Below are 17,278 nucleotides of genomic sequence, written 5' to 3'. Positions count from 1 at the left end.
GCTTAATATTTTAAAACAAAGGCTCCGCTTGCACGCCTGCCTGCGTCTCCGGCCATAAATTGTATTACATAAAAGTAGGTACCGGCCTGCTGTAGTTGCCCGTTGATGTTAGACCGTCCGTTGAAAACTTTGCTTACGTTGTCATAGCCATCAACCTCAAATATTTTAACCCCGTTACGGTTGTAAACGGTAACCTTATTGCCCGGATATTTATTAATGCCTTCAATAAAAAACACATCGTTAATGCCATCACCGTTAGGCGACACCGCCTGATGCACTTCAATTTCAATTTTACCGGCTGTATTTTTAACCTCAACATTGCGCACAATAGCAGTTGCCGGCAGGTAGTTATTATTGCCGGCCTGCGTGGCGGTTATAAACGTGCTTCCAATTTGCCTTGCGTTAAGTAACTGCCCTTGTATGGCTACAAGCGATGCATCTGCGGAGGTGAAATTAACCGGCAAGCCCGATGTAGCAGTTACGTCTTGCAGGGAATAATTTTCGCCACGAGACAGTATAGGTATTGCCTTAAAACTGATGGCTTGCTGTGCCTTGTTTACTACTAAAAGCTGCGTTTGAGGCTGCGTTTTTGTATAACCGCTTGCTGGGCCAAAGGCAGCCGTTATAATTGTGGTTCCGGCACCTGTAATGCGTATGCGCCCGTTAACAATAGTTGCTACCGACGGATTGCCTGATGAGTAAACAATACTCTCGCCTACGTTATTTGACGCAGCCGGATCAAAATCAGGGTTTCCGAAGGTTTGTACGGGCAATGCATTGAAAACAATTGTAGCTGCACCACCGCTTATGGTGAGGGTGCCGTTGATATAGCTAAAATCGTAATTGGTTGCTGCACCACCGTTAGGTACTATGGCATAAGTACCAATTGGCGAGTTTACCGTTGCTGACGAAGATGCCGTTGGCTGTACTGTTAAAGCAGCTTGCGTGTCACCATTTACAAAGCCTGTATACACCACCTCGAAAGTCGGGTTATTAAGGCCGTAAGCCCTTGTAGCATTTTTTGCCGTTACGGTAAGCGTTGCTTTACTTACGGTCAGCGTTCCGGCTGTGTAAGCAATATCATAATTATCGGCCGCAGCACCTATTAACGTTATGGGATACGCACCCGCATTGCTGGAGGTAGTGGCACTTGTTGACGCGGTAACCGGTGATTTTAAAACAGATTGATTTTCGTTATTTACAAAACCGCTATAGGCTAAGCTGAACGCCGGATTTGCGCTGCCATACACGCGGCTTTGATTATTAGCCTTTATTGCAAGCATTGCCTTGGTTACCGTAAGTGTTTGCGAAACTGGTAGTGTTTGTGCATAGTTACTACCCGGAAGCAAAGCGGCTGTTATGACTGCGGTGCCCACACCTTTAATTTGTATGCGGTTGTTTACAATGGCAGCAACATCTAAATTATTGGATGTATATACAACTTGCTCGTTAACGTTGCTTACCGCCCCGGCATCAAAAGCAGCGTCGCCGTAGGTTTTTTGAGGAATAGCAGCAAATGAGATAGTAGAGGTGCCCGGTAAAATACTGAGGTTTCCATTTACGTAATTAAGGTTGTAATTAACCGAAGCACCACCAGCAGGCACCAAAGGGTAAGTGCCTAACGGAGAGGTTGGGACAGCCGTGGAAGTTACAACAGGCCTTACCGTTAGCGAAGCTTCACTATCACCATTTACAAAGCCTGCATACTTAATTCTAAAAACAGGGTTAGCAACGCCGTAAAGCCTCGAAGTATCCTTTGCGGTGACAGTTAAATTAACTTTGTTAACCGTGAGTGTACCATTCTCATAAACTACATCATAAGTTTGATTAACGCCTCCGGATGGAACGATGCTGTAAGTGCCTGCATTACTTGATTGAGTTGCCGCTGTAACCGCTTTAGGCAATTCGGTAAATACAGTTTCATTATCGTTACCCACAAAGCCGCTGTAGCTTAATGTGAAAGCCGGGCTGGCTTCCCCATAGTTTCTTAATTGGTTAACTGCCTTCACAATTAACTGGGGCTTGGCTACAGTAAGCGTTCCGTTTTCGTAGCTGATATTATAATTAGGCGACGACGCACCGCCAGCAGTAACAGCATAAGTACCCGGGGCTGAATTTACATTTGCAGTAGTATTAAAAACGGGCAAACTGGTTAAACTGGCGGGCGTATCAAACGTTGAAAGTCCTACATAACTCGCTGTAAATTGCGGGTTAGGCTGTGCATAGCGGCGTGTTGTATCATTTACTTTGATAGTTAAACTGGCCGGTGTAATGGTTAAGCGGCCGGCTATGTAGTTAAAAGTATAATTATCAGCAGTTGCTCCGGCACCTTGCAGGGTATAGGTTCCAACCGGGGATGATGATGTTGCTGCAGTTGTAATAACAGGTTGCTTTGTAATGGCTGCTTCCTGATTATCGTTATTTACAAGGCCCGATATCGTATAATTAAATGCAGGCAGTGGCTGCCCATATACACTGGTTTGATTGGTGGCCCTTACATTAAGCGGAGCTTTGACTATAGTTAGCCTGCCTGCAACGTATTTAATATCATAATAGCCCTCACGTACAGACGCCCCGCCGGTTGTTATATTGTAATTACCCACCTTAGACTCAGCAGTGGCTGTAGTTACCGGTACAGAAGGCAGCGCTTCAAAAACCGATTCATTATCGCCATTTACGTAACCAGTAATAGTGTACCGGAGCCTGGGAATAGCTTGCCCATAAGTTTTGGTTATACTGTTAACCGTTACCGTAAGAAGCGCATTATCTACGGTGAGCGTACCGTTTACAAACTTAATTTCGTAGTTATCGGCACTTAAATCACCATCAATTTCAATAGGATAGGTTCCGGGTACTGATGCTGTTGTTGCCGTTGTAGTAAACTCAGGCCGGCCGGTTAGGATCACTGATGCCCTCTCATTATTAACCAACCCCGTATAGGTTGCTGTTAACGTTGGGTTAGGCTGACCGTATGTTTTTGCCTTATTGGCAGCAGTTACCGTTAAAACACGCTTTTCGATAATAAGCGTACCTGTTTGGTAAACAAGATCATAATTAGATGCAATGGCCCCGGCAGGGGTAATGGTGTAAGTTCCCGCCGGTGACGTTGCCGTTCCGGGCGAGGTAAGCGACGGCCTCCTGGCCAGCACTCCCTGGGTTTCGCTATTTACAAAACCTGTGTAAGTAATTGTAAAAGCAGGGGTTGTGGCGCCGTATAAGCGGGCCACATCATTTGCAGTTATAGTAAGTGTTGCCTTTGTGATAGTAAGTGGAGCGCTGGAATGCGTTATGGCATAGTTTACAGCCGTTGCACCCGAAGGCGTTATTGAATAACGTCCAACAGGCGATTTTGCTGTTGCCGTAGTTTTAATAGTTGGAAGCTGTGTTAATACGGTTTCGTTTTCGCCGTTCACAAAACCGGTGTAGGTAACCGAGAACGGAGGATTCTCACTCCCGTAAGCACGTGTTTCTGCAACTGCTACTATGCGTAGCGGAGCCTTGCTTACCGTAAGCACGGCATTGGTATAGGTTATATTGTAGCTTTCGGCCGCTGCTCCCGTAACTCGTATCGGGTAGTTCCCGGCTTTTGAAGCCGAATCGGCGGTGGTGGTTACAATGGGTTGGGAGGTAAGCACACTGGCCGTTTCGCCCAATACAAAGCCCGAATAGGCTACCGTTAATTCAGGGTTTTGGCTGCCATAAGTTCTTGTCTTATTTTCGGCTCGTATAGCCAAATTAGCCTTGTTTACCCTTAAATTACTTTGTACATACTTGAAGTCATAATTCTCGGCAGCTGCCCCCGAGGCTGTGATAGGGTAAACCCCCACGGGTGATTCCTTTTGTGCAGTTGTATTTATAGCAACCGGGCTGGTAAGTATGGCGGCTGTTTGCCCCTGTGCAAAACCTGTAATAGTATAGGTAAGTGCAGGCAGGTTAGCGCCATAGGTTTTCGTTTTTGCTGTAACGGTTACTGTTAAGGTTGCCCGCCCTACCGTTAGCGTACCATCAACGTAATTAATGTTATAGTTACCACTTGACGCCCCAATAACAGTTATTGGATATACGCCAGGTTCGCTGGCACGCACGGCTGTTGTGGTAATAACCGGGCGTGTAGTAAGCTTGGTTACGTTATCGTTATTTTTAAACCCTGCGTAAGTAACTGTTAGCGTTGGAATGTTAGCACCATATGCCTTTGTTTTGTTGTCGGCCCGTATGGTAAGTGTAGCCGGATTTATTGTAATGGTTCCGTTAACAACGGTGATATTGTAATTTTTATTGGTTGCTGCCCTTATCGTTATTGGGTAAACACCAACCGCCGATTCTATCCTTGCGGTTGTGGAAATAGTTGGCTGCGGTGATAATGCAATTTCGCCGGTACGTAAACCAGCATATGTAAATCTTAGTGCAGCGTTAGCTGCACCATATAAGCGTGTTTGATTCACCGCAGTGACAGTTAAATCGGCTTTGTTAACAATAAGAGCTTTGCTTACGCGTATAGCCCTGTTATATTCAGCATTGCCGGGTTGCTCGGCAGTGATAACTGTTTCGCCCGCACCAACAATACGTATTGTGGTACCGTTGTTTATTACCCTTGCAACAGTAGGATTACTGCTTATATAGGTAACCGGAAGTTGTGAACTTGCAGTGGCGCCGGGAGAAAAGTCGCCATCGGTATAAACCTTTGGAGCAATGTCATTAAATGTAATCGTTTGATCAATTGCCAGACCGCTGCTCCGCGTAAATGCAGCTGTTTTTGCAGGTATATGAGCAAAAGATATGCTTGCATGCAGCAACAATAAAATCCCAATAAATAGCCGCGAAAAATTTAGTAACCTTTTTGTAAACGTTTTTCCCATGTATAAAAACTACATCAAACCCAAACTAATCTTGCCCACGTTTAATAGCCACACAAGCTGCAAAAGCAATATAAAAACCAATTAGGAATATTAAATTTTACGAAATAATATTTCAGTTTGTTTCATACAACTCCAAGCTACGTACATCAGCACGTAAACAGCTGTAAGACATCTCTTAAACAGAGGGCTGCCTAAGTTTATGCAGCATTACTACCGCACAACTTTATTCATTTCAGGTAGGGATAGACGGTGGCTAAAGGAGGTTAAACTAAAGCCGGTATATATAGTTCAATATGTTAAAATGAAAGAAAAACTAGTGTTTAACCTTGTAATACAGCAACTTTCACCATTTAACTTTGAAGTGCAAATATAAGTCTAAGTTTATTTTTTTTACACAAAGTGATATGATTTTATTTTACAGGCAGTTATGGAAACAAAAAAACGCCATATACAGCACTTAAAAGCATATATATGGCGCTTAACAGAATAATGCAAATACTATAAAAGCATTAGTTTATAAATATTAGTAATTAAGCGACAAGCCAATTCCCCAGCCCATATCACTATCATAGTGCGTACGTACGCCCACGTTTTTATTTACTACATAACGTAAATCGGCCATGTATTCACGATCGGTGTTAAGCATAAAGCCGGCACGCAATCTTTTTGAAACCGGAATATCTTCACGCATCAGTGATAGGCGTACTATGCCATCATGGTAAATTTCAGATTGGAAATTGATAAGCATTGGCAAGGTATACATCACACCAACGCTGAAAGCACTACGGTTATCCTTTTTGTTGGTTTGCCCAAATATGTTACTTTCATGCTCGTCCATACCCATACGTCGGTACCTCCAATCAAACCCTATAAATGGCATAAGCCATTGCATTTTGCCAATATAGCGTCCTACATGTGTTTCCACCTCATAACCATGCATGTCATTATAGCCCAGGCGCCATTCCGTACCTACCGACCAACGCGTGTTCTGAAACATGGCCTCACCATCGTTACCGTTGGTAGCAAAATCATTTTGTGCCATAAAATGAGCCATGTTACTTTCCTTTTGCAGCATTTTATATGCTTCGGCTTTATTGGTAAGATATGGGTTTTTATAGTCACCTACTGCAAAAACACGGTCCATTCCGGCCATCATGTGATATAAAATATGGCAATGAAAAAACCAGTCGCCCTCGGTATTGGCTGCAAACTCAATGGTGTCGGTTTCCATTGGCATAATGTCCACAACGTTCTTAAGCGGAGCCTTATCGCCTTTACCGTTCAACAGCCTGAAATCAAACCCGTGCAAATGCATAGGGTGACGCATCATCGAGTTATTATACAACGTTATACGCAGTACCTCACCTTTTTTTACCGGAATTTTATCACTTTCAGATAGTACCCTGTTGTCCATGCTCCATACGTAACGGTTCATGTTTCCCGTTAAGGTAAACTTTAAATTTCTGATAGAGGCATGAGGCGGTAACGTGGTTTTGACCGGTGATTTGAGCAAGGCATAATTAAGCGTAACAATACTTGCAAGTGCATTGGCATTGTAACGGTTTGGATCTTTATCCATATCCAAACCTTTATGGGCTTGTTTTTTGCCTGCCTCTCCGGTTATTTCCGGGTACATTACAACGTTCATGTCCATTTTATTAAGGCTCATGTTCATGCCCATATCATCAAGGTCGCCGTTCATCTTCATCATGTCGTTCATCATCTTCATGCCCTCAAAATATTTAAGGCGCGGAAGCGGTGAAATAAGCTGCCTGATACCATTGCCAATGTAGTAACTGGACGATTGGGTACGATCTTCCGTAGTGGCCAAAAACTCATATGCCAGTCCTTCCTGCGGTATGGTTACTACAACATCATAAGTTTCAGATACGGCAATAATCAAACGGTCAACCTCAATGGGCGCTACATCATTACCATCACTGGCCACAACCGTCATTTTTCCACCTGCATAACGCAACCAGAAGTATGATGAAGCCCCGCCGTTTGAGATACGCAGCCGCACCTTATCGCCAGCCTTAAGGGTTTTTCCTTCAATACTTTTCAAATCGGTAGCATGGTTGCCGTTGATGAGTATTTTATCATAATAAACATCACTCACGTCCATGGCCGTCATGCGTTTCCATTCGTTTTTTACTTTAACACCAAGCTTACCTTCCCGTATAGCCTCTGCGTATGATTGTGTTGCACCTTTTTTGATAGCAGCCCAATCATTAGCATTGTGCAGCATACGGTCAACATTATTGGGGTTGAGATTTGTCCATTCGCTTAAAATTAAAGGCACGGCCGGTAAATCATCTATTCCTTTACGAAAGGTTTTATCATCAGCACGTTTCTTTAAAATAAGGCTGCCGTACATACCAGTCTGCTCCTGCAAGCCCGAATGTGAATGATACCAGTGTGTGCCATTTTGTATGATTGGGAAGCGGTATGTATAAACCGCACCCGGCTTAATAGGATGCTGGGTAAGAAAAGGCACGCCATCCTCTTTGTTTGGAAGAAAGATTCCATGCCAATGCAGTGATGTGTTTTCCTTCAGCTTGTTATGTACCACTATTTCGGCAGTATCTCCCTCTGTAAACGTAAGGGTAGGCATGGGTATTTGCCCGTTAACTGCAATGGCCCGTTTGACCTTACCTGCATAGTTAACCATGGTGTCGGTTACCGTTAAGTCATAACGCACAACCTTTTGAGCATAAATATATGGTGTTACCAACAGCAGAATAACTGCTTGTAACACCACTTTAGTTACTAATTTATATCTGATCATTTTTTGAGTGCTTTGCTGTTGGATGCCTTTTACATCCCTGTACCTTATTGCTGAACGCAAGGCTTACTTACTGCCAATAGTTTCCTTTACCGAACCACAGTTAAGCATCTGCGAGCCGTAGTACGGATTTTTTATTTCCTCTTCTTTACTTAACCAGTTAGCGCCTTTACCACTGTTAAACATAGGACAATGCTGGTAGTATAGTGCCTGGTTGTTTTCGGTTGCCTTGACCAGCTCATAAATATTGTCAGAGAGGTTGATAAATGCCGAACGTTGCTTAGCTATATTTTTGGAAGCAGATATAGCTTCGGCACCGGCGGCAATATTTTTCATTGTTTTCATCCACACCTCGTGTTCTTTAGCACTAAGTTTGCTCATATCCACAGCCTTTATTGAAGCACTCATTGCTGTGGCTTTTTGAGCGGCCGAAACAGCATCCGTACTCACCAAAGCATCTTTTAAAGCAAAATAGTTATCAAACAGCCCTTGTAACTGCCCCTTTTGCTGAGCTGTATTACTACCTGCATTATGATTTGCATGTACGTCAGCAGTAGTTTTATTTCCGCTGGCAGCAGGCTTTAAATCGCGACTGTACCGGCAGCATTCGGGTAGCTTTGCGTAAACATCATCAGGTGCTAAGAACGTTTCGCTGTCGTAACCTGCAAGGGCAATGCGTTTAAGTATATCATCAGCACCGGTTTTTTGGCTATCATAGTTAAGCGTAGCCATTTGGGTATCTTTACTCCAGTTTACGTTGGCAACGTTTTTCTGAGTCCCGGCTTTTTCAATAGCCGATTGACACATTTCACAATTGCCATATACTTTAAAGCTTACGGTTTTTGAATTTTTAATTTGCGCGTTTATAGTTTGGGTAGCCAGCAATACAGCAAGCACTACCAGTTTTGATACTAATTTCATTTTGGGAATTTTAAAGCTGAATAAGAATATAAAGAAGCTGCTTTGCTCCTTACTGTTAAGACACACCTATGGCTGTTAAGCCATAATTCAGCTTATTTTGGGCGGTAACCACACAGAAATGTAGCCCAAAGAGAAATAGAAGGATGTATAACCAAATACTTGCTTTGTAAGGCTTGCAAATGGATTAACTGTACTTTGAGATGCACCGGCCAACAAGCTTGGATGGAAAGCAACAGCATTACTGCAAACGCAACTTTTACACTTGCCATCGCATTTCTTGCTATGCTGCTTTTTGCTTTTGCAGCAATTGTTTTGAGCACCATGCTTACCTGCCTTCATTTTGCATGACTGGCTTTTGCTGTGGGCGCTGTGAGAAGAACAGGCATGAGTTTGCGCAGGCATTAAAAAAAATGCCAGGCTAGCTATAATTAGCATAAACGTATATATACTCCTGCTTTCCAACATTACAAAGTTAACGATTGTTGCCTTTTGAAAGTATGCTCAATGTCTTTTTTAATAAACAAGGCACCCTCTTCAACAAGATGCCTTGATAACTATATAACTAACTCAAAAATAAAGAACGAATGAAGATTGGTAGCGGCTAAAATGTTTTACAGTTGTGCTTTTACCTCGCCGCAGGTAAGCATGTTTTTTGGATAATATGGATTTTTAATTTCTTTGCTGTTACTCACCCACGTTACGCCCGTCATGGGGCATTGTTGATAGTACACTTTGGTCTCTTTAATAAAACGGTATTTACCGGCCAGTTCCCAAAAACCTTTTGATACGTTGGCAAAGTGCTTGCGCTGCTCGTTAATGTCTTTTGTAGCAGCTATGGCTTTGGCTTCGTCAATAATATCGGTACGCAGCTTTTTCAAAGCCATTAAATTTTCCAGCACGTGGGAGCGTAGCCTTACTTTGATCAACTCATCGGCAAATTTTTGCGCAGCGGCCGCAACGCCTACCGAGTCTGACTTAATCAACCCGTCTTTAACCGCCAGGTAGGCTGGCAGAGCCGTATCATTACGGCGAGAAATTGCGGAGTCACGTTGGGCCATTGTACTGTCTTGTTGTGCAAAGGCAGTCTTGCCGGCCAATATCATTATTACAATAGTTAACACTTTTAATATTTTCATAGCCTGTTATTTAAAGTTTACTTTGTTCGTGAAGTATCTTGTTTATTTCGTGCACAATATCATTGTAATGGGTTGCATACTTAGGGCTTTGTGCAGCCATAGTGCGTACTTCGGCACGCAAACGTTTAGTATGCTCAAGTACAATAAGGCGGGTATCATCGCGCTGGGCGTTTGATTTTATCCAGCCTTCTTTAACCTGTTTAGGGTTAATGATAAATTGCAGCTTCTCTACATAAGAGCGCTGTAAACTGCGCCTCATGCTGTTGGCCAGTTCATTTCTACCAAACGGCTTCCATATCTCACGCTTAATATCATTCAGGTACTCTGCAACCGGATAGTTCTTACGCGTGGTAAGCTCCATATTGTGCAAATTGTACAAGTATGTTGGCGCTATAAGCGTGTTAATAAACCTGCTTTGCTGGTCAAGAACATCATCGGCTACTTTGGTACCCAGTTTATCGGTAATGTTATCAGGGTATAACCACAACGGTGCCTCAAATACATTACGGCCTATAAATCTTATAGCTTCTTTAGTACGTTGCTTAGGTATTGCCGTGTAAACCGGCCCGCTTTGCTCCACACTTTTAGAGGTAATGTACCTGCCAACTATGTTTTTAGCAACATGATCAAGGTATCGTGAAAACTGGCCTACTGCAGCTTTATGCAGCTCTTTTAAATTATCATACTGATCGCCTTCCTCGCGCGTCCAATGTGGCAGCATGGCTACTACTCTTTTCAGGTTTCTGATGCCGTACTCATTAGCTCGCATTACGTTATCACTCAAGTCTTCGGCCTGGCTGCGTGGATCTTCATTTTTTCCTTCGCCGCCAAACCACAGGCGCGGGTTACGTCCTAAACTGTCAACCGCCAGCTTGTTTAGCAACTTATGTTCCTGCTCCTCGCTTTGATTGCCCGGGAATACTTTATAGCCCCACTGAATGGCCCACTTATCATAAGCACCTATGCGCGGATATATACCTGCTTTGCTAATATGGTCTTCAGGCTGGGCAACGTAGTTAAAGCGCGCATAATCCATAATTGACACGGTATGGCCATTGGCTTCCACCCATTTCTTGTCGCGCAGTTTTTCAACCGGCGTTTGACTGCTAGCGCCCATATTGTGCCTCAGGCCTATGGTGTGACCAATTTCATGCGATGACACAAACCGGATAAGCTCACCCATTAATTCGTCATCAAACTCCATTTTACGGGCACGCGGATCAATAGCTCCTGCCTGTATCATATACCAGTTGTGCACCAGCTTCATTACATTGTGATACCAAACTACGTGGCTCTCCATAATTTCGCCGCTGCGCGGGTCACTTATACGCGGACCGTATGCATTAGGCGTTTCAGATGCCATATACCTGATTACCGAAAAACGGGCATCCTCTAAACTCATGGTGCTATCACCTTCAGGCCATTCTTTAGCCATTATGGCATTTTTGAAGCCTGCCTTTTCAAAGGCCTTTTGCCAATCATTTACACCAGCAATAAGGTACGGACGCCATTTTTTGGGCGTAGCCGGATCAATGTAATATACAATAGGCTTTTGAGGCTCTACCAAAATCCCTTTGTTGTATTTATCTACATCTTCGGGCTTAGGTTCCAAACGGTAACGCTGGATGTAATCCTGCGTTTGGGTACGCTGGCTGTTCTCATTAAACAGAGTAAAGCGGTTGGCAAAGTAACCTACACGCTCATCAAAAAAGCGTTTTTTCATAGGCACTTTAGGCAACAACACCATTGATACGTTGAAGCTGTAGGTGATGGCACCCGCTACCTGCGCCGCGTAAAGCGACGATGACGTTGACGTGTAAGTCTTAGTCGTACGCGCCTCGATATTAAGCGGATAAGCCGCAATTTTTTCAATGAACGAACGATCATCAGCAATACTGCCTGCTTTAGATATGCCTTTATCTTTTGTACTGATGCTCATTACCGGGTTGTCTTTTTTAAACAAATCGGTTACGTCAATCACCGTGCGTTTATCAGCAGTGTTAACTGCTTTAATATCAAACGCAGCTGCTATTGGGTTTACGTTAGATACCTTTAACGATTTGTAAATAGCCTGTGTACTATCGGCACTATCATTACGGTAAACAACACCCCGCATAAACACTTTATTACCTGGTGCTTTTTCAAAGTAAACCGTTTGCTCGTTAGTTGCCTCACCGCCCATGCTCACATTACCCGATGGGGTGCCTGCATAACGGGTTACAACCAAAAAGTAGCGATTAAACAACGAGTCGGGTATCTCAAAGTAATACTTATTATCATTATAAACCACGGTAAACACGCCATGCTGCTTACGGGCACTTGCCGGCACTATTTTACTGTAAGGCTGCACAGCAACTGGCTTTTTCACTGTATCGGTTTTTGCCGGGGTGGGTACAGCCTTTTGTGCAAAGGCAGCAATACCACACAACAAAAGGCCATACATCATCACATACTTCATATAATATTATAATGGATTACTTATCTGAATGGGATAGTTTCGTTAGTATTTAAAGTAAGCAACGGGTTAAGCTTAAGCACATCCTGCGCAAACGGAATGATGTACATACGCGAGTTTGGCTTGAGGGTGTAAGTAACCTGCGGTACCGTTTTGTTTACAATAGGGAATGTGTGCACCAGGGTTTTAGCATAATCGGGCTCAAGGTTAAAGCGCTTAAGATCGAAGAATCGGTTAACACCAAACATTAACTCCTTACGGCGCTCCTGTATAATAATATCCATGGTGGCTTTTGTGGTGGCTGGCACCGCAAGTTGCGCCTGGGCAGGGTTGGTTATACGTTTTGAACGCAAATTGTTAATAATGTTCATGGCCTCGGTGTAATTACCTTCACGGGCATATATTTCGGCCAGCATTAAGTAAACCTCGGTAGTTTTCATGCCTACTGTAGGGTAAAAAAACTTTGTATAAGGCACATTCCAGTAAGCAGTACCTGAACCTGCATCAATATTGGCGTTCGGACCACTGGTAAAGAATAGATTGTAACGGGAATCGGTAGTGTTAAACAGACTTTTAAGTTCAGGACTCATCAAATTTGTGTAGGCAAAGTTCATTTCGGTTACCCCACTTACATAAGCATAACTAAGTACCTCAGGGTTATCAGCAGCCGGAACCGATAAAACGTTTGGACCACCCTGGGCTGTATATTTAACCAAATCAAATATTTGTCCGTTATAACCTAACGATTTTTGAGCAGCAGCTTTAGCCTGGGCATACTCGCGCTTAAACAAATGCACTTTTGTTTTTAAAGCATAAGCAAATGCCAGCGATGGATGGTATACATCCAAAGGCTTTTCCTGCAAATAAGGCAAGGCCTCATCAAGGTCTTTTTGTATAAATTTATAAACCTCTTCTACGCTCGACTTTGCTTTTTTAGCCTCTAAATCATATTTATCCATGATGATTACGCCGCCATCGGTTGCTGCCGTTGCCGGGTCGTATGATTTTGAGTAAACGTTAATGAGCATGAAATAATCAAAGGCTCTCAAAACCTTGGCTTCGGCTTTGGCAAGGGTTTTCATAGACGCATCGCCATTGGTATCGTCGATCAACGTCAGTACCATATTCCAGCGGTTTATGTAAGCATAGATCTGGTTATAATAGCTGCTTGAGGTTAGATAATCGGGACGGTTGGCTTGCTCATCAAAAGTAAAATTGATGATGTCCATGTTTTTTGGCAAACCAATTACATACGATTCCCTTATCCAAAAATCATCAGACAGATAGGTAAAGTTACCGGTGTAATATCCCCTTGCAGAGAAAGAAACAAGCTTATAGTAATCTTCGGTTGATGCTATTACTGTTTTGGCCTTTGGCACTACATCCAAATATTTATTGCATGCAGGCAGGGTAAATAAACTAATGAAAGCAAGCGTTATGTATGTTTTTAATTTCATGATAATCTGCATTATTAAAATCCGACACTTAAACCAAATAAAAACGATTTAGGAATTGTTAAACTGCGGGTGCCGCTGTTGAGGCTGTATGCTTCAGGATCAATATCATTACCTGCTTTGCTCCAATACCACAGGTTGTTGGCTTGTGCTGTTAAGCGCAGATTAGTCATGTGTATACGTTTTAAAAAATTTGCATGAACAGTATATGATAGCGATATATTACGTAGTTTGATGTAATCGGCACTTAAAATCTGATTATCGCCGTAGCGCCAAAGATCACTTAGCGTACTTGCATAATTTTTGATGGCATTAGGATACTCGAAGTATAAGCGTGGCATATCGGTAAAACCGTTAGTGTATAATTGCCCAATACCTTCGTTGTAAGTGTTTGAAGCAATTGCCGATAAAGGAACTACCTCTTTACGCAGGTTATTACCGCCCGAGTACACAAACAGCATATTTAACTGTAAATTTTTGTACACTATACGCTGAGAAAATGAACCATTGAAGGTTGGTAATAATTTACCAACTGGTACCAATGCCGCAGGTGAATTGATAGATACTACGCTGGTTGGCGTACCGTTTGCATCGAAGGTTACGTTGGGGTTGCCGTTTTGGTCTAAGAAATAAGGGTAACCATTAACCGTACCGCCGTATTTATAAGCATACATAGTTTGAAACGATGTATTGGCAAAATAGAAGTTTGTTGGAGCAGAGATATAGCTGAACGCACTGGTAGTGCTGTAGTTAACATCTATAATAGTATTCTTATTATAGGCATATACAATGGTTGAGCCTAATGTAAGACCCTTGTGTTTAAACCAGTCCGAACTCAAGCTTACCTCAATACCCCGGTTGCGCATGTTACCGTTATTAATAACACGTGTTTTTAAACCTACGGTTGGGTCCAGGTCATTATTGGTTAACAGATCCGAACTGTAACGGTTATACAGGTCAAGGGTACCTTTCAGCAGGTTTTTGAACATCGAAAAATCGAAACCAAGGTTGGTGGTCGTTACTTTTTCCCATCTTAATTTAGGGTTGGGGAACGCCGAAATGTTAGTATAAATCAATGCCGGATACAACACATCATTTTTATAAGTAGCGGTTGCGTAAGGCGACGACGTTAAATCGGAGTTACCATTGATACCATAAGTTACACGGGTTTTCAAATAATCAATCCAATCAGCATCTTTCATAAATTCCTCATTGCTTACGTTCCAGCCACCACCTACAGACCATATGGGCTTCCAGCGATACTCAGGATCTAAACCAAAGAAACTTGCCTGATCTACACGCACGCTACCGGTAAGGTTATACTTATCATTTAAAGTATAAGCGGCGTTGCCGTAAATTGATACGTAACGGTTCAATGGATTTTCGAGCGAAGCATTGTTACCGCTCATAGTACGGCGTCCATATAAATAGCTGGTAATACCGGTTGTGCTCAAGCTCTTAAAATCCATAGGCTGCGACGAAAGCAGTTGAGGATCATAACTGTACCTCACATCAGATAAAAACAGCGGGCTTTCATTTTGACGGGCCTCAAAACCACCAATAGCAACTATGTTATGATTTAAATTACCGGTTTTAAATGTACGGTCGAAGTTAAGTTGCTGCCTGAAAGTGTAATTGTACGAACGTGCGTTTTGTTGTGATAAACGACCGCCGTTTGAGATTACATTGTGTTCGAACTTATTAGTGGCAGTATTAAACGTAGTCATTACGTTATACAAAAAGCGCATTTTGTACGATTCCTGATCGTAAAACTGCTCACGGTTGGTGTTACTGGTTTCATACTGGAACGAAATTTCATAATTAAGTCCTTTCAGTAACTTGGCACGTAAACTGGTAAAGGCACGCAAGTTATATGCCTTGGTGTCGGTAATACCATTTCGCAGTTCGTTTAAAACGTTAAACCTGAATGATTTAAAATCGGGGCTGGTTGAAAGCCTTGATGCTACCTGACCGTTAATGGCACCACCGCCCGAAAAGCCGTCGTTAACATTGGCATAATCCGAATAAACAAGATTTCCGTTTTCATCAACAATGCGCGCATAACGCTCTTGTAAATCATAGTTACTAAAAGTGTTATCAGTAGCATTTGAATTGGTGTACCTGCCATTTAAGCCTACAGATGCCGTTAGCCATTTATTAAAATCAAATGTGTTTTTTAAATACATGGTGAGCGCCTTGCTATTGTTGTGTTTTATTCGCATGGCACTTTCATCATAATTTAAAGACACAAATGTGTTGCTTTTGGCCGAACCCGAGCTTAATGACAAATTATAGCGATTGCGTGTCTCATTTTGCCAAACGTTATTGGCGTAATCTCTGATATAGTCGTTGTTACGCCAACTGTTCAAAGTATTATTTACCTGGTCAGCAGTAAGTTTACCTTCAGACTGTGAGCGGTAAAGCTGGTATAATGGCGAATAGTATTTGATATTACCAACACCTACATCGCCATATGAAGCGAACATGGTTGCCGGATTGGCAAAATTTAGTAATTCGCTCTTGTATTTAGCGGTTTCGTAGTCAATGATCTGGCTGGTACTGGCATAATGCATTTTATCCAGATCAGGTTTGGTGGTTACAAAATAATCGGCATTGGCGTTAATGCTAACGCTGCCTTTTGCACCTGACTTCGTGGTTAATACAATTACGCCGTTGGCTGATTTTGAACCGTATATGGAGGATGCCGCAGCATCCTTTAAAACATAGACTGATGCAATGTCATAAGGGTTAACTTCTTCAATACGCAAGTTGGTTGGTAAACCATCAATTACCACTAATGGGTAAGTACCAATGGTCAACGACTGAAATGTAGCCGGTCCGCGTAACTCTAAATCATTACTGCCGGGGCTAAAGCGTAAACCTGCAACCCTGCCTTCCAACGCAGAAGCTAAACTGGGGTTGAGCTGCTGGTTTAACGTTGCCGAATCTATTTTAACAACAGCCGCAGTAGTGCGCTCTTTTAAAAGTGTCTGGTAACCGGTAACAACTACTTCTTTAAGGTTGGCGTTGCTCGCAATCATTACAATACTGATTAAATCAGCCGATTTTACGTTGGCAAGTGGCGTTTCCTTTAAAGTGTAACCCATACTGCGGGTAACGATTACTGGGTTAGCGGTAAAAGACAGAATAGTGAATGTACCGTTATTAGCCGTTTTAGTAATTGCTGTTTCACCTTTAACCTGTACATCAATGCCTGGCAAAGGCATACCTAATGTATCAATAACCTTACCGCTTACCTGTATGGGGTTAACCAGTTGCGGGCGGGCCTTAATGATGATAATTTTTTTATTGACTTCGTAAGTAAAAGGCTGGCCTGCAAAAAGGCGTGGTACCAGCTCGCTAAAATTAGCGTTGCTTGCTGTTAATGTTACCGGCGATGCACTTTTCAAAAAGGCTGCATCGTAAACAAACTGGTAACCGCTTTTCTTTGAAAAATCGGCTATTGCTTTTGCAAATGGTACGTTTTTGTAATCAACGCTGATTTTTTGTGCAAATACCTGTAACGAAAACAGGACTCCGAAGCACAGGAGAAGTACGCTGAATTTACTTTTGGCGGGGCATAGGAAGGGTGCACCCCGATGCTTTTGGGTAAAAAAAATCATTAGTTTTAATTAGGATGTTAATAGTGTAAAGGAGAGTAAAATTGTATT

8 protein-coding genes are annotated in these 17,278 nt (G+C 42.6%); all 8 read right to left on the bottom strand.

All coding sequences use genetic code 11. The features are described 5' to 3' along the window. Positions 1-2: 2 nt before the first annotated feature. The 8 genes from GO816_RS05805 to GO816_RS05770 all read right to left on the bottom strand — a co-directional run bounded on the left by GO816_RS05805 (position 3) and on the right by GO816_RS05770 (position 17,230). Entirely contained in the window at positions 3-4,793 is a 4,791-nt protein-coding gene (locus GO816_RS05805) for an MBG domain-containing protein (protein ID WP_198171432.1), read from the bottom strand. Between the two features lie 586 nt (positions 4,794-5,379). Beyond that, entirely contained in the window at positions 5,380-7,644 is a 2,265-nt protein-coding gene (locus GO816_RS05800; RefSeq protein WP_157540409.1) for a multicopper oxidase family protein, read from the bottom strand. A gap of 63 nt (positions 7,645-7,707) precedes the next feature. Beyond that, positions 7,708-8,562: a DUF3347 domain-containing protein gene (locus tag GO816_RS05795; protein ID WP_157540408.1), complete on the bottom strand. Its 855-nt coding sequence runs from the start codon at positions 8,560-8,562 to the stop codon at positions 7,708-7,710. 92 nt (positions 8,563-8,654) lie between these two features. Continuing rightward, positions 8,655-8,885 (bottom strand): hypothetical protein, encoded by a 231-nt coding sequence (locus GO816_RS05790; RefSeq protein WP_157540407.1) that lies wholly within the window; start codon positions 8,883-8,885, stop codon positions 8,655-8,657. 288 nt (positions 8,886-9,173) lie between these two features. Beyond that, on the bottom strand, positions 9,174-9,698 hold the full coding sequence (locus GO816_RS05785) for a DUF3347 domain-containing protein (RefSeq protein WP_157540406.1): 525 nt from the start codon (positions 9,696-9,698) through the stop codon (positions 9,174-9,176). Between the two features lie 10 nt (positions 9,699-9,708). Then, on the bottom strand, positions 9,709-12,156 hold the full coding sequence (locus tag GO816_RS05780; RefSeq protein ID WP_157540405.1) for a zinc-dependent metalloprotease: 2,448 nt from the start codon (positions 12,154-12,156) through the stop codon (positions 9,709-9,711). A 20-nt stretch (positions 12,157-12,176) separates the two neighbouring features. After that, complete coding sequence (locus GO816_RS05775; protein WP_157540404.1) at positions 12,177-13,610, bottom strand: RagB/SusD family nutrient uptake outer membrane protein; 1,434 nt, start codon at positions 13,608-13,610, stop codon at positions 12,177-12,179. Positions 13,611-13,624: 14 nt separating this feature from the next. Beyond that, positions 13,625-17,230, bottom strand: a complete 3,606-nt coding sequence (locus GO816_RS05770) for a SusC/RagA family TonB-linked outer membrane protein (protein WP_157540403.1) — start codon at positions 17,228-17,230, stop codon at positions 13,625-13,627. Between the last annotated feature and the right edge of the window lie 48 nt (positions 17,231-17,278).

The organism is Mucilaginibacter aquatilis (assembly GCF_009755275.1).
GTDB classification, from domain to species: domain Bacteria; phylum Bacteroidota; class Bacteroidia; order Sphingobacteriales; family Sphingobacteriaceae; genus Mucilaginibacter; species Mucilaginibacter aquatilis.
The sequence above is the reverse complement of the archived record's forward strand: the minus strand, read 5'-3'. Positions and strand labels throughout refer to the sequence as shown.

Bases quoted from the DNA above. Each gene is read 5' to 3' on its own strand.
- GO816_RS05790 (WP_157540407.1), bottom strand. From the start codon at position 8,885: ATGGTGCTCAAAACAATTGCTGCAAAAGCAAAAAGCAGCATAGCAAGA.
- GO816_RS05780 (WP_157540405.1), bottom strand. From the start codon at position 12,156: ATGAAGTATGTGATGATGTATGGCCTTTTGTTGTGTGGTATTGCTGCC.
- GO816_RS05800 (WP_157540409.1), bottom strand. From the start codon at position 7,644: ATGATCAGATATAAATTAGTAACTAAAGTGGTGTTACAAGCAGTTATT.
- GO816_RS05785 (WP_157540406.1), bottom strand. From the start codon at position 9,698: ATGAAAATATTAAAAGTGTTAACTATTGTAATAATGATATTGGCCGGC.
- GO816_RS05770 (WP_157540403.1), bottom strand. From the start codon at position 17,230: ATGATTTTTTTTACCCAAAAGCATCGGGGTGCACCCTTCCTATGCCCC.
- GO816_RS05775 (WP_157540404.1), bottom strand. From the start codon at position 13,610: ATGAAATTAAAAACATACATAACGCTTGCTTTCATTAGTTTATTTACC.
- GO816_RS05795 (WP_157540408.1), bottom strand. From the start codon at position 8,562: ATGAAATTAGTATCAAAACTGGTAGTGCTTGCTGTATTGCTGGCTACC.